At 70.4% G+C, this 12,848-nt stretch carries 14 protein-coding genes; 4 read left to right on the plus strand and 10 right to left on the minus strand.

Translation table 11 applies throughout. The annotated features are described in order from the left end of the window. Positions 1-5 precede the first annotated feature (5 nt). The 6 genes from ASF49_RS10230 to ASF49_RS10255 are packed head-to-tail and all read right to left on the minus strand — an operon-like array spanning position 6 to position 5,144. Complete coding sequence (locus ASF49_RS10230) at positions 6-482, minus strand: SoxY-related AACIE arm protein (protein ID WP_056471691.1); 477 nt, start codon at positions 480-482, stop codon at positions 6-8. Further along, positions 479-961 (minus strand): sulfur oxidation c-type cytochrome SoxX, encoded by a 483-nt coding sequence (soxX, locus tag ASF49_RS10235; RefSeq protein WP_431739893.1) that lies wholly within the window; start codon positions 959-961, stop codon positions 479-481. Before soxX ends, ASF49_RS10230 begins: the two co-directional genes overlap by 4 nt. Continuing rightward, on the minus strand, positions 958-2,208 hold the full coding sequence (locus tag ASF49_RS10240; RefSeq protein WP_056471693.1) for an NAD(P)/FAD-dependent oxidoreductase: 1,251 nt from the start codon (positions 2,206-2,208) through the stop codon (positions 958-960). Before ASF49_RS10240 ends, soxX begins: the two co-directional genes overlap by 4 nt. Continuing rightward, complete coding sequence (locus ASF49_RS10245; RefSeq protein ID WP_056471696.1) at positions 2,205-2,489, minus strand: c-type cytochrome; 285 nt, start codon at positions 2,487-2,489, stop codon at positions 2,205-2,207. Before ASF49_RS10245 ends, ASF49_RS10240 begins: the two co-directional genes overlap by 4 nt. Next, positions 2,489-4,672, minus strand: coding sequence for a xanthine dehydrogenase family protein molybdopterin-binding subunit (locus ASF49_RS10250; protein WP_056471697.1), 2,184 nt, complete (start codon positions 4,670-4,672; stop codon positions 2,489-2,491). The genes ASF49_RS10245 and ASF49_RS10250 overlap by 1 nt, the downstream gene beginning before the upstream one ends. 10 nt (positions 4,673-4,682) lie before the next feature. Next, positions 4,683-5,144, minus strand: a complete 462-nt coding sequence (locus ASF49_RS10255) for a (2Fe-2S)-binding protein (RefSeq protein WP_056471700.1) — start codon at positions 5,142-5,144, stop codon at positions 4,683-4,685. A gap of 1,097 nt (positions 5,145-6,241) precedes the next feature. Here ASF49_RS10255 and ASF49_RS10260 point away from each other — a divergent pair. Next, entirely contained in the window at positions 6,242-6,955 is a 714-nt protein-coding gene (locus ASF49_RS10260; RefSeq protein WP_243214531.1) for a Crp/Fnr family transcriptional regulator, read from the plus strand. Beyond that, positions 6,952-7,200: a hypothetical protein gene (locus tag ASF49_RS10265; protein WP_056471705.1), complete on the plus strand. Its 249-nt coding sequence runs from the start codon at positions 6,952-6,954 to the stop codon at positions 7,198-7,200. The genes ASF49_RS10260 and ASF49_RS10265 overlap by 4 nt, the downstream gene beginning before the upstream one ends. A gap of 120 nt (positions 7,201-7,320) precedes the next feature. On the opposite strand, the gene ASF49_RS10270 is transcribed toward ASF49_RS10265, so the two are convergent. Genes ASF49_RS10270 through ASF49_RS10285 form a run of 4 tightly spaced genes read right to left on the minus strand, consistent with a single transcriptional unit; the run spans position 7,321 to position 10,031 of the window. Next, positions 7,321-8,166 (minus strand): VOC family protein, encoded by an 846-nt coding sequence (locus tag ASF49_RS10270; protein ID WP_056471708.1) that lies wholly within the window; start codon positions 8,164-8,166, stop codon positions 7,321-7,323. Then, the gene (locus ASF49_RS10275; protein ID WP_056471711.1) at positions 8,163-9,065 is read right to left on the minus strand and encodes an SMP-30/gluconolactonase/LRE family protein; all 903 of its coding nucleotides are present in this window, start codon (positions 9,063-9,065) and stop codon (positions 8,163-8,165) included. The genes ASF49_RS10270 and ASF49_RS10275 overlap by 4 nt, the downstream gene beginning before the upstream one ends. A gap of 4 nt (positions 9,066-9,069) precedes the next feature. After that, positions 9,070-9,540, minus strand: coding sequence for a hypothetical protein (locus tag ASF49_RS10280; protein ID WP_056471716.1), 471 nt, complete (start codon positions 9,538-9,540; stop codon positions 9,070-9,072). Then, a complete protein-coding gene (locus ASF49_RS10285) occupies positions 9,537-10,031 on the minus strand; it encodes a DoxX family membrane protein (RefSeq protein ID WP_056472656.1) in 495 nt (164 codons plus the stop codon). The genes ASF49_RS10280 and ASF49_RS10285 overlap by 4 nt, the downstream gene beginning before the upstream one ends. Positions 10,032-10,290: 259 nt before the next feature. On the opposite strand from ASF49_RS10285, the gene ASF49_RS10290 reads away from it, so the two are divergent. Continuing rightward, positions 10,291-11,853 (plus strand): GMC family oxidoreductase, encoded by a 1,563-nt coding sequence (locus ASF49_RS10290; protein ID WP_056471729.1) that lies wholly within the window; start codon positions 10,291-10,293, stop codon positions 11,851-11,853. Next, the gene (locus tag ASF49_RS10295) at positions 11,850-12,821 is read left to right on the plus strand and encodes an alpha/beta hydrolase fold domain-containing protein (protein ID WP_056471732.1); all 972 of its coding nucleotides are present in this window, start codon (positions 11,850-11,852) and stop codon (positions 12,819-12,821) included. The genes ASF49_RS10290 and ASF49_RS10295 overlap by 4 nt, the downstream gene beginning before the upstream one ends. Positions 12,822-12,848 lie beyond the last annotated feature (27 nt).

Below are 12,848 nucleotides of genomic sequence, written 5' to 3' on the forward strand. Positions count from 1 at the left end.
GCGGCTCAGCCCTCCAGGCAGGCGGCGAGGGTGACGATGGCGTCGGCCGTGGTCGACCAGTAGCGCCCGTCGCTGGTCTCCGCGACGGCGGTGATGCGCTGCGTGTCGGCCAGCCGGATGCGGGTCGTGATCGCGGCGCGACCTCCACACGACCCCAGGTATGCGGTGATGACATTCGGCTGCGGATTCTTGTCGTTGAACACCGCGATGCGGCGGACATGGTCCTCCGGGGTCATCGGGCTGTCCACCGTCACGGTGATCGTCACCGCGTTGCCGTTCTCGACCAGCGGCGGCAGGTCGAGCCGGATGCGTCCCGGGTAGATCTCGGCGTCGCCCGCGAAGCGCCGGATGGCCTCGGCCGTGCTCTCGGTGCGGATGGCGGCCCCGGCCGCCACCGGGCGCAGGGCGAGCGTCGCGGCGAGGCCCGGCCCGAGGGCGAGGAGACGGCGGCGGCTCGGGGCGTGGGGTGTCTGCGGGCTCACGGCGCCGGCCTCTCCGAAGGGGTGTCGCGCAGGGTCGCCAGGAAGGCGACGACGTCCTCGATCTCCTGAGGTTCCAGCACCGGCCGGCCCCGCCACGCCGCACCTATCCGCGTGGTACCCGCGAGACTGTAATAGGAGGGCATGATGGTGTCCGGGTTCAAGACCCGGCCATCGACGAGGCGCAGGCGCAGGGCGCCGGGCGCGAACCGGTCGCCGACGCCCGTGAGATCGGGGCCGAGATTACCAGGGAAGCGCTCCTCCGGGAACGGTCCGGCATGGCAGAGCAGGCAGAGCCCCTTCGTGCGGTCGACGACGAGGGCGCGGCCCCGCGCGGGATCGCCCGGCACCCCGGTCAGGCTCGCCGGTATGGTGTGGTCGACGATGGCGACGGACCGCAAGCGCTCCGCGCCCGGCTCGGCCTCCGCCCGCACGACGAGGATCGTGCAGCCGATCCAGACCCATCCGGCGACCCGCCTCACCCGAAGACCTGCCGGGTGATCGTGCGGTACCAGTCGGCGGCATAGAGCGCTTCCTGCTCGCGCAGGGCCATCGGCGCATCGAGCGGACTGATCCCGCCGGCGCCTTCCACATCGGCGAGGACACCGCCGGCCGGGTGGTAGACGCCCGCGATCGAGATCCCGTAGCCGGGCGCCACCAGGCTGTAGCAGGTGTTGATCAGCTTCGGCGTTCCGGGCGCCCGGCCGGCCAGGAGGTCGATCACCGCATCGGCGCAGACCTTGGCCTGGACGTTGGCCGAGAAGGCGGATTTCGGCATCGCTCCGGCGATGGCCGCGTCGCCGATGACGTGGATGCCGGGCACCAGTCGGGATTCGAAGGTGACGGGGTCGATCGGGCACCAGCCGCTGCGGTCGGCGACTCCCGCAACAACAGCGATCCGGCCGGCCCGTTGGGGCGGGATGATGCAGGCCACGTCCGCCTTGTAGTCCGAGAAGTCGGTACGGACGATCATGGCGTCCGGGTCGACGGCGCTGACCTGGCCGCCCTCCGCCAGCGGCACGTATTCAAGCTGGGTCGGATAGAGCGCCTTCCAGGCCGACTGGAACAGGCGCTGCTTCGAGAAGGTGTCCTTGGCGTCGAGGAGGATCAGCTTGGCGCGCGGCTTGGTGGTCTTGAGCACATGAGCGATCAGGCTCGCCCGCTCGTAGGGGCCGGGCGGGCAGCGATAAGGATTGCCCGGCACCGCCAGTACCACGGTACCGCCGTCGGGCATCGCGGCGAGCTGCCGGGCGAGGAGCAGCGTCTGCGCGCCCGCCTTCCAGGCATGGGGCATGCGCTCGGCCGCCGCCGCGTCGTAACCGGGAATGGCGTCGAAGCGCAGGTCGATCCCCGGCGAGAGCACGAGGCGGTCATAGGCGAGCGCGGTGCCGTCAGCGAGGGTGACTTGGCGCGGCCCCGCCTCGATTCCGGTGGCGGCGGCGTGCACCACCTGGATACCCGCACGGGCGAGCCCTTCGTAGCCGAAGCGCTGCGCCGCCATGGGCTGGAGGCCGGCGATGACCTCGTTGCTGAACGGGCAGGAGACGTAGGTCGGGCTCACCTCCACGAGCGTCACGTCGAGGCCACCACGATTGAGTACGCGCGCCGCCGTGGCTCCGCCGAAGCCGCCGCCGATCACCACCACCTTCGCGGCGGCCTGGGCCAGCGCCGGCCGCGCCAAGGCGAGGGCTGCACCGGTGGCGAGGAGCGCACGGCGTGTCGTGGTCATGGCTGCCCCTGCCGTGCGAGATAGGCCGCGATGGCCCGGCTCTCTTCCTCCGAGAAGCCCTTGGCGATGCGGCTCATGACGCTCGCGGGTCGCACGCCCGAGCGGTACTCGGCCAGCGCCGCCGCGATATCGGCCTCGGGACGGCCCTCGATCGCCCCCATCGCGGCGCCCTCGGCATGGCATCCGGCACAGGAGGTTGCCCCCGGCGGCGGGCGCTCCGCCGCCGAGGCCGACCCGACCGGGCCGGCCAGCAGCCAGACTACGACGACGGCGACGCGCATCACGCCCGCCGCAGATCCGTGTTCTTCACGGGCATCTGGCGCACGCGCTTTCCCGTTGCCGCGAAGATGGCGTTCAGCACGGCGGGGGCCGCCACCGCGATGGTGGGCTCGCCGACGCCGCCCCAGAATCCGCCCGACGGCATCACGATGGTCTCGACCACCGGCATCTCTTCGAGGCGCATCACCGGATAGGTGTCGAAGTTCGTCTGCTCGATGCGGCCGTCCTTGACCGTGCATTCCTGGTAGAGGGCCGCCGACAGGCCGTACACGAAGGAGCCCGCGATCTGGGCATCGATCTGCTGCGGATTGAGGGCGTGGCCCGGATCGGTGGCCGCGACGATGCGGTGGACCTTGACCGCCCCGTCATCGCCGACCGAGACCTCGGCCACCGCCGCCACGTACGAGCCGAAACCCATCATCTGAGCGAGGCCGCGGTGGATGCCTTGCGGAGGCTTCGAGCCCCAGCCGGCCTTGTCCGCCACAGCCTGCAGCACCGCCCGGTGCTTGGGATGCTTGTCCATCAGCTTCAGCCGGAAGGCCAGGGGATCCTGCCCCGCCGCATGGGCGAGTTCGTCCATGAAGCATTCCAGGTAGATGGCGTTCGGGTTCATGTTCACGCCGCGCCAGAACCCCGGCGGTACGTGCGGGTTGCGCATCGCGTGATCGACCAGGATGTTCGGGATGGCGTAGCCGATCGCCGCCTCGGCGCCGCCGGGATTGAGGCCCTGGAACACCACGGGGTCCTTGCCGTCCACCATCCGGTTCGGCGCCACCGAAACGAGGATCGACTGGCCCGAGATGCGCATGTGCAGCCCGGTGAGGTTGCCGCCCTCGTCGAGGCCGGCGCGCATCCGGCACTGGGTGATGGGGTGGTAGCGCCCGTGGGTCATGTCCTCCTCACGGGTCCAGATCAGCTTGATCGGGGTCCCGGGCATTTCCTTCGCGATGAGGACGGCCTGGCGCAGCCAGTCGTGGGTGGCGCCGCGCCGGCCGAAGCCGCCGCCGAGCAGGAGCTTGTAGACGTCGCACTGGTTCGCCGAGAGGCCGGCGGCCTCGGCGACGGCGGCCAGCGCCGCCTCGCCGTTCTGGGTCGGTGCCCAGGCCTCGCAGCGCTCCGGCGTCCAGCGCACCGTGGCGTTCATCGGCTCCATGGTGGCGTGATTCTGGAACGGCACGCCGTAGGTCGCCTCCACGACCCGGGTCGCTCCCTTCAGAGCGCTCGTGACGTCCCCGCCCTTGTTGCCCACATAGGCTTCCTTGGCGTCGAGCCCCTCGCGCAGGGTCGCCGCGATGGTCTCGCTCGAGACCTGGCCGTTCGGGCCCTCGTCCCAGACGATCGGCAGGGCCTCCACCGCGGTCTTGGCACGCCAGAACGTGTCGGCGATCACCGCCACGCCGGAATCACCCACCGCCACGACCCTCTTCACGCCCGGCATACCCTCGACCGCCTTGGCGTCGAAGCTCTTCACCGTACCGCCGAAGACCGGGCAGTCGCGGATCGCTGCGTTCAGGAGGCCTGGCATCGTCAGGTCGATGCCGTAGATTTGGCTACCATCCGTCTTCTCGACGGTGTCGAGACGCTTCACCGGCTTGCCGGCGATGGTCCAGTCCTTCGGATCCTTGAGGACGATGTCCTTCGGCGGCGCGACCTTTGCCGCCTCCATCGCGACCGCGCCGAAGGTGGTGGTGCGGCCGGAATCCGCATGGCTGATCACGCCCTTCTCGACGCGGCACTCGGACAGGGCGACGCCCCAGCCCTTGGCGGCGGCCTCGACCAGCATGATGCGGGCGGCCGCGCCCCCCTTGCGGACGTAGTCCTGCGATTCACGGATGCCGCGGCTGCCGCCGGTGCCGAAATCGCCCCAGACCCGGCCGCGGGCGACGTTCTGGCCCGGCGTCGGGTACTCGGTGACCACCTTCGACCAGTCGCAGCCGAGTTCCTCGGCCACGAGTTGTGCGAGGCCCGTGAGGGTCCCCTGCCCCATCTCGGAGCGGGCGATGCGGATGACCACGGTCTCGTCCGGCTTGATCACCACCCAGGCATTGACCTCGGGCGTGAGCGCAGAGGCGGCCCCTTGCGCGGCGGCTTCGGAGAAAGGCACGTGGAAGCCGAGGCTGAGGCCGGCAGCGGCCGTGCCGGCCACGAAAGCGCGGCGGGAGAGATTCGTCACGGGGGCGTTCATGGCTCTCTCCTCAACCGGCCTGGCCGCCATCGGCGGCGAGCTTGATGCCGGCCAGGACGCGGCTGTAGGTGCCGCAGCGGCAGATATTGGTGATCTCGGAGCGGATCTGCGCCTCGCTGGGGCGCGGGTTCTGGGCCAGCAGCGCCGCCGACGCCATGATCATCCCGGATTGGCAAAAGCCGCATTGCGGCACATCGAGCTCGGCCCAGGCCTTCTGCACCGGGTGCGAGCGATCCTTCGACAGACCCTCGATCGTCACGATCTTCTGGTCCGGCGTCACGCTGGACACCGGCATCGAACAGGAGCGCACCGCCGTGCCGTCGATATGCACCGTGCAGGCGCCGCACTGGGCGATGCCGCAGCCGTACTTCGTGCCGGTCAGGCCCGCCTGCTCGCGGATGACCCAGAGGAGCGGGGTGTCAGGTTCGGCCTCGACCTCGCGGACGGTGCCGTTCAGGTTCAACCGGATCATGCGTTTCCTGCCGTTTCGCCCAGTCGTGAGCCGTGCTCCGCCAGATCTCCGCGGGGGCGGCTCCGTCATTGGAATGGTTGTACGGTGCCGTGGTCGACCAAGTCCACAGCCATTTCTCGCGACAGGACGCTCCCGGATCGAGCCGCGGTACGGCAACGTCTCCGAACGGCATTCACTTCATCTTTTCCGTCATCCGGTCCATCTTCATCGACGCTCGGTATCAACACGTCGGATTTGATGCGCAGATATCGATGAATCCAGGAACACAAGCGTCGGCGAAGACTGAATTCCGCCACGCGTCAGCGCCCTGTCATGGCCAGGCCTCAAGGGCGGTTGAATCTCGCAGCCCCGATGCCGACCTCTCGGGTGACTTCGGGAGATCCCGTACTCGCGCGCGGATCTTCCCTTCCCCGATCGAAGTGCCTCCTTCCCAAGGTCAGCGCTCCGATAGGGGCCGGGCGGCTCAGGTCTCAACAACTGCAACCGCCCGGCCCTGCCCTGTTGCCGGAAGCTGGCGCGACGGCATCCGTCGGACTCCCGTGTTGCGCTCCGGATTGGGGCCAGGCGGAATCAGACGGTCATACTCGGCCTCGGGCAGGCCGTCGCTGCTGGCGGCGAGGGCCTCCAGGGCCCCTCGCGATCCCGCGCCGTGATCCGTCCGTGCCGAGGCAGTGTCGCGTGCCCGCAGGCGGTTTGCCCGATTTGTATGATCTGGATTTGGACGAACCGAGGCAGATGGGTGCGGAGAGGGGACGCGGCATCCATCGCAGCCATCAGGCGATCGGCGTTGATCGCCTGCATCTCCCCGGAACCGGGACAAAGGCGTAATGCAGGCGTATTCGGGCGTCGACACCCCGTAGCGCCACCGATCCGACCGCGTTACCGACGGCGATGGCCAAAGTTGGCGCCTCCCCATCGGTCTTCATGCTACAAGGTGACGACGGTACAGCCCGATCGATCCACGGGGTTCCGATGCGCCATCCCTGCCCGCGTTGGACGGTCCGAGGTTTAACCTTGAACGGTCGAACTCGCCGTCATCAGACCCGCCCAAGAAAGGCATCTTCGCAATGAGCCTCGCCGCTGGCGCCGATCTCAGCATGCTCATTCGGAAGTTGGAGACGATCATCACGGTCTCCGACGCGGAGCGTCGGGCGATCGAAGGCCTGCCGGTGACGCGCCGACAACTCGGCGCGCACCAGGACATCGTGCGCGATGGCGACCATCCCAAGCAGTGCTGCCTCCTGCTGGATGGCTGGACCTTCCGCTACAAGCTCCTCGACGAGGGCAAGCGCCAGATCCTGTCGGTGCACATCCCGGGCGACATCCCCGACCTGCAGAGCCTCCACCTGCCGGTGATGGACCACAGCCTCAGCACCCTGACGGCCTGCACCCTGGCCTTCATTCCGCATGAGGCGCTGCTCGAACTCACCCGCACGCATCCCGGCATCACGGCCGCCCTCTGGCGCGATACCCTGGTGGATGCCGCGATCTTCCGGGAATGGATGACCAATATCGGCCGGCGCTCGACCCTCGGCCGGATCACGCACTTGTTCTGCGAAATCTACCTGAAGCTCCATGCCGTGGGGCTGGCGCGGGACTTCACCTGTGAGATGGCCCTGACGCAGGGCGACATCGCCGACGCGATCGGCGTCTCGAACGTCCACGTCAACCGCGTCCTGCAGGAACTGCGCGGGCAGGGCCTGCTGACGCTCCAGGGTCAGCGCCTCGTCATCCACGACTGGGACGCGCTGACGAACCGCGCTGAGTTCGACCCGGCCTATCTGCATCAGAAGCGGCCCGCCGTGCCATGACCCTGAGCCTCCAGCCCGTCCGGATCCGGACCGAGAGCAGCGACGAGGAAGGCCGGCTGGTGCTGGCCGAAGGGATCCTCGTCGCGATCCTGGTCCGGCTCTCGTCGGACCACGGCGCGGAGGCCGGATGCTGGTTCCTGGAGGTGGGTTTCGGCAGGCTGGGGTCGCCGCGGCCGGCCCCCTTCCTCGATCTGGCCGAGGCGCTGACCTGGATCGCGGCGCAGGACGTACCCTCTACCGGCTAACCGGTACGCGACGGCGTCCGCGCAGCCCGGCCGAGAGCGACGAGAATGGCGCTTCCGAGGAGCGTCGCGCCCGGTGTCCGGCCAACCGGACCGGGGGGTGCGCCGGTCCGGAGCCGGGTCTCAGGTCAGCCGCAGGCGGTGGCCGTCCGGGTCGCGGATCTGGCGGGGGACCCCACCGGCGCCGGCGAAGACCAGGACGGTGGCGGCGATGTCGTGGTCGCCGCAGGCCTGGCCGCCTCGGGGAAATTTCCCTGCATAGTCAAGGAGTTCGACGTGCGGCGTCGGTGCCCCCGGCGGGTGCAGGCCGGTGACGGTGACGTGCGGGTCGGGCACGCGATCGAGCCGGGCCTGTTCGGGACCGACATTGGTGGAGCGCGCCCCCATCGTGAAGCCGAGGGCTTCGTAGAAGGCGAGGCTCGCGGCGGTGTCCGCCACCGAGAGGGCCGAGTGGTCGATGCCGAGGCAGGGATCCGGCCCCGCCCGGCGCCAGGCATCGGGTATGCCATCAAGCGGAAACTCAAGGAATTCAAGGGGATGCCCCTCGGGGTCGCGGAACTTGAAGGCGCTCACCCCGCCCGAGGCCGCGGGTAGGCGCTCCGGTCCGGCCGTGGAGATCGGGCGCCAGCCCGGCGTCGCCGACAGGCGTGCGAACGCGGCCGCCATGTCCGAGACCACGATAGCGATGTGCTGGAACAGGGGGCTCCAGCCCGGCACGTCGTCGGGATAGGGCCGGCCCGGCCGGTCGAATCCGACGAGGTCGACGTGCTGTGCGCCGAGGCGGAGGGACACCACGGACTCGCCAAAAGTGGTTCGCCGGTCGACCAGGGGTCGTGTCGAGGTCACGCGGGAAAACCCGAGCGCCGCCGTGAAATACCGCGCCAGTATTTCAGGATCGGCGCTGACGAGGCGGATCCGGTCCAGGCACAGCGTTCCGGCTCCGATGTCCGGCCTCGCGCCATCCGTCATGGGGTCTGCGCGCCGCGCCGGTTGAGGAAGATCGCGTAGAGGGTGTGCGAGCCGCCGATGAACAGGCGGTTCTTCATCCGGCCGCCGAAGGCGAGGTTCGAGACCCGGTGCGGCACGAAGATCTTGCCCATCAGGTGGCCGGACGGGTCGATGCAGTGGACGCCGTCGGCGGCGCTGCTCCAGACGTTGCCGTCCTCGTCGACCCGCATCCCGTCGCAATAGCCCGGCGCGACGGTGTGGAAGACCCCGCCGCCCGAGAGGGCGAAGTCCGGCCCGACATCGAAGACGCGGATGAACTGGCGCGGGTTCGGCCGGCTCTGGTCGCCGGTCTCGGAGACGTAGAGCCTTCGCTCGTCGGGGGAGAAGGCGAGTCCGTTCGGCCCGTCGAAATCGGTGGCCATGGCGCGGATCGCGCCCGAGCCCGGATCCAGGCGGTAGAGCGCCGGCGGCTGCTCCGAGACCTGGCGGCCGCCCTCGTAGTCGTTGGCAATGCCGTAGACCGGATCGGTGAACCAGATCCCGCCGTCGGAGGCCACCACCACGTCGTTCGGGGCGTTGAGGCGGCGCCCGGCATGGTGGGTGACCAGGGTGGTGACGGCGCCGTCGTACTCGGTGCGAGACAGGCAGCGGTTCCGGTGCGAGCAGGCGATCAGCCGGCCCTGGCGGTCGCGGGTCTGGCCGTTGGCGAAGTGCGAGGGCGCCCGGTAGACCGACAGCCCCTCGGCCTCGCTCCAGCGCAGGGTGCGGTCGCGGGGCAGGTCCTGGAACAGGAGGCAATCGGCATCCCCGAACCAGACCGGCCCCTCGATCCAGCGGAAGCCGGTGGCGATCTCCTCGAGTTCGGCATTGCCGAGCAGGTACCCGGCGAAGCGCGGATCGACGATCTCGAAGCCCGCCATGCCGCTAGCGGAACCGGCACGGGGTGGCGAGGGTCGGCGGCGAATCGAACTGCACCACCATCAGCACGGCGGGCTCGGACCCGACGGTGCCGGAGAGGTGCCCCTGGCGCCCGTCCCGCGGCCTCGTGTTCTGGTCCTCCCCGAAGGAGATCTCGCCGGGTCCCATCTCGACGCGGGTGCCGTCCATCGATTCGACGAACCAGCGGCCCGAGAGCGGGATGATCCATTGCGGCTTCGGGTTCTCGTGCCAGGCCCCGGTCCAGCCCACCGGCTGCACCGTGACCATCACGGTGGCGCCGTCATGGGTCTGGGTCCCCTGCCATTGCGGGTCGGCCGGCGGCTGCATCGACTTCATGTCGAAGTCGGTCAGCGCGCAGCGGGTCTGGTGGCTGACGCCCTCGGCGTCGGTCCAGAGGTGCCAGTAGGGCACGCGGGGTTTCTCGGGGGCGCCCTCGTCGCGCGTGGAATCACTCATGGGCTTGTCCTGGCGGGCTCGGAAACGGGGGCGGTGCGGTAGGGCTGCGACGAGGCGAGCGGATCGGCGAGGAAGAGCCGCACGGTGTCCGCCCCGGTGCCGAAGGTGATGAGCAGAAACCCGCCGGCGAGCGCGAAGTTCTTCAGGAAATCCCAGAACAGGCTCCGGCCCTTGCTGTCGCCGCCGGCCCAGAAATCGCCGGGGCGCCAGAACTGCTTCCACAGCAGCGCCGTGACGCCGCAATAGCCGGCGAGCACGAAGGCGGCGGCCCGGTCGGCGATGCCGGTGAGGATGCCCAGGGACATCACGATCTCGACGAACAGCCCGGCGAGGATGAGCGCCCGGGCGAGCCCGGCACTGGCGACCCGCTCGCGCGCCTGCCCCACGGCGCCCCGGAAGTTCAGGATCTTGTCGAGGGCGCTGAAGGGCAGGAACAGCAGCACCAGGAGGAGCCGGACCGCGAAGGCGACGACGAGGCTGAGGGTGAGCACGGAGCGGTCCTCCAAGGCGCGGTCCGAAGGGGACGCTGGCGGGCCGGTGACGGGTGATGATGTCGGCCGGCGATGACGAAGGCGCGCGAACGTGATGCCATCGGCGGTTGAACGCGGCACCCGCGCGCCGGTTCAAACGTTCGGAGCGTCGGAGGCCTCGCGGCGGCGCGCGCCGCCGCCGGGCGGCCGGCACGGCGCCGGCATCCGTGGCCCGCCCGGGCCGCGGCACGGATTCTCGATGGACCCGCGAAGGACCCCCATGAGCGACGAGCAGTACGACGTGGTCATCGTGGGCTCGGGGCCGGGCGGCGGCACCATGGCCTGGCGCCTGGCGCAGACCGGCAAGCGCGTGCTGCTGCTGGAGCGCGGCGGCTACCTGCCGCGCGAGCGCGAGAACTGGGACAGCCAGGCCGTGTTCGTGGATGCGCGCTACCAGGCGCCCGAGACCTGGTACGGCGCCGACGGGCGCACCTTCCACCCCGGCCTGCACTACTACGTGGGCGGCAACAGCAAGGTCTACGGCTCGGTGCTGCTGCGCCTGCGCGCCCGCGACTTCGACGTGGTGCGCCACCCCGACGGCGACGCGCCCGAATGGCCGGTGAAGTACGACACCTTCGCGCCCTACTACCAGGCGGCCGAGGAACTCTACCACGTGCACGGCCTGCGCGGGGAAGACCCCACCGAGCCGCCGGCGGCCAAGCCCTACGCCTACCCGCCGGTCTCCCACGAGCCGCGCATCCAGGAGCTCTTCGACGGGCTCAAGCGCGAGGGACACCGGCCCTTCCACCTGCCGGTGGGGGTGCTGCTCGACGAGCGCGACGGAAAGGCCCTACCGCACTCGGCCTGCATCCGCTGCGACGCCTTCGACGGCTATCCCTGCCTGACCAACGGCAAGGCCGATGCGCAGGTCGTCTGCGTCGACCCGGCCCTGGCCCGGCACCCGAACCTCACCCTCTGGACCGGCGCCTACGTGGAGCGCCTCCTGACCGGCCCGAGCGGGCGCGCGATCACCGGGGTCGAGCTCGTCCGCGACGGGCAGCGCCGCACGGTGACGGGCGACATCGTCGTGGTGGCCTGCGGCGCCCTCTCCTCGGCGCTGCTGATGCTGCGCTCGGCCAACGACGCGCACCCGCAGGGTCTCGCCAACGCCTCGGGCCAGGTCGGGCGCAACTACATGCGCCACAACAACGCCACCGTGCTCGCCGTCTCGCGCACCCCGAACCCGACCAAGTTCCAGAAGACCCTCGGGCTGAACGACTTCTACTTCGGTGCGGACGACTGGGACTTTCCGCTGGGCCACATCCAGATGGTCGGCAAGTCCGACGGTACCCAGATCCACGGCGAGGGCCTGCCGGGCTTCCTGCAATGGTTTCCCGAGAAGCCCTTCGACTGGATCGCGAAGCATTCCCTCGACTTCTGGCTGACCTCGGAGGATCTGCCCCGGCCCGAGAACCGGATCTTCTACGAGGGCGGCCGGGTCCGCCTCGACCTCACCGAGAGCAACATGGAGGGGCATGCCCGCCTGAAACGGAAGCTGCGCGACCTCTGCGGCAAGCTCGACGTGCACCCGCACCTGTTCGACCGCTCGCTCTATCTGGGCAAGGACACGCCGATCGGCGGCACGGCGCACCAGGCCGGCACCCTGCGCTTCGGCGAGGACCCGGCGACCTCGGTGCTCGACCTCGATTGCCGCGCCCACGGCATCGACAACCTCTACGTCACCGATGCGAGCTTCTTCCCCTCGATCGGGGCCGTGAACCCGACGCTGACGATCATCGCCAACGCCCTGCGGGTGGGCGACCACATCGCGGCCCGGCTGTGACCAGCCTGCCCGCGCGCCTCCTCGGCCTGGCGATCCGCCTCAGCGGGCGCCGGCGCGGCCTCGCCGAGGCGGACCGCGACCCCGAGGCGGCGGTGGCCGGGCGCCCGCGCCCGGCCCGGCCGACGCCCGCCATGCGCCGGACCCTGGCGGTGACCTGGGAGATCCGCGACGGCTTCGAGGTCTACCGTCTCGCGCCGCGCACGGGCGCCCGGGCGGGCCACGTGATCTACCTGCACGGGGGCGCCTATACGAGCCCGATCACCCGCATCCACTGGCGCTTCATCGCCCGGCTGGTCGCCGCCACCGGCCTCACCGTCACGGTGCCGCTCTATCCGCTGACGCCGGAGCACGCCTGCGCCGACATCTGTGCCTTCGCGCTGGCGCTCTACCGGGCCTGCGTGGAGGCCGATCCCGCGGCGCCGATCGCCCTGATGGGCGATTCCGCCGGGGGCGGCCTCGCCCTGTCCCTGGCGATGCAGCTCCGCGACGGGGCCGGGCAGGCCGAGCTGCCCGGCCCCGCCGGCCTCGTCCTGATCTCGCCCTGGCTCGACGTCACCACCTCCGACCCGTCCCAGGCCCGGATCGAGCCCCTGGACGTGATGCTGATGCGCCCGGGCGTGCGGACCCTCGGGCGCTGGTACGCGGGCGACCGGGACCCCACGGACGAGCGGGTGAGCCCCCTCTTCGGCACCCTGCGGGGCCTGCCGCCGATCGAACTCTTCTGCGGCACCCACGACATCCTGGTGGCCGATGCCCGCCGCCTCGCCGCCCTGGCCCGGGCGGAGGAGGCCCCCCTCGCCTACCGCGAGGAGCCCGGCCTGATGCACGTCTACCCGCTGCTGGGCCTGCCGGAATCCCGCCGGGCCGAAGATCGGATCCGGGCGTTCCTGCAAGAACGGATGCCTGCAAGAACGGATGGCGCGGGTGGCGCGGGGGTGACGGTCCGGGGCTGCGCCGACCGGCCCTGAGGGTCTCTCACGAAACGCCCCTCGCAC

It is taken from the genome of Methylobacterium sp. Leaf104 (assembly GCF_001422885.1).
GTDB lineage: Bacteria > Pseudomonadota > Alphaproteobacteria > Rhizobiales > Beijerinckiaceae > Methylobacterium.

What these genes read in the sequence shown, in the direction of transcription:
- ASF49_RS10280 (WP_056471716.1), bottom strand. Translation starts at nt 9,540, where the DNA reads ATGAGTGATTCCACGCGCGACGAGGGCGCCCCCGAGAAACCCCGCGTG.
- ASF49_RS10250 (WP_056471697.1), bottom strand. Translation starts at nt 4,672, where the DNA reads ATGAACGCCCCCGTGACGAATCTCTCCCGCCGCGCTTTCGTGGCCGGC.
- ASF49_RS10240 (WP_056471693.1), bottom strand. Translation starts at nt 2,208, where the DNA reads ATGACCACGACACGCCGTGCGCTCCTCGCCACCGGTGCAGCCCTCGCC.
- ASF49_RS10275 (WP_056471711.1), bottom strand. Translation starts at nt 9,065, where the DNA reads ATGGCGGGCTTCGAGATCGTCGATCCGCGCTTCGCCGGGTACCTGCTC.
- ASF49_RS10245 (WP_056471696.1), bottom strand. Translation starts at nt 2,489, where the DNA reads ATGCGCGTCGCCGTCGTCGTAGTCTGGCTGCTGGCCGGCCCGGTCGGG.
- ASF49_RS10270 (WP_056471708.1), bottom strand. Translation starts at nt 8,166, where the DNA reads ATGACGGATGGCGCGAGGCCGGACATCGGAGCCGGAACGCTGTGCCTG.
- ASF49_RS10290 (WP_056471729.1), top strand. Translation starts at nt 10,291, where the DNA reads ATGAGCGACGAGCAGTACGACGTGGTCATCGTGGGCTCGGGGCCGGGC.
- ASF49_RS10255 (WP_056471700.1), bottom strand. Translation starts at nt 5,144, where the DNA reads ATGATCCGGTTGAACCTGAACGGCACCGTCCGCGAGGTCGAGGCCGAA.
- ASF49_RS10260 (WP_243214531.1), top strand. Translation starts at nt 6,242, where the DNA reads ATGCTCATTCGGAAGTTGGAGACGATCATCACGGTCTCCGACGCGGAG.
- ASF49_RS10265 (WP_056471705.1), top strand. Translation starts at nt 6,952, where the DNA reads ATGACCCTGAGCCTCCAGCCCGTCCGGATCCGGACCGAGAGCAGCGAC.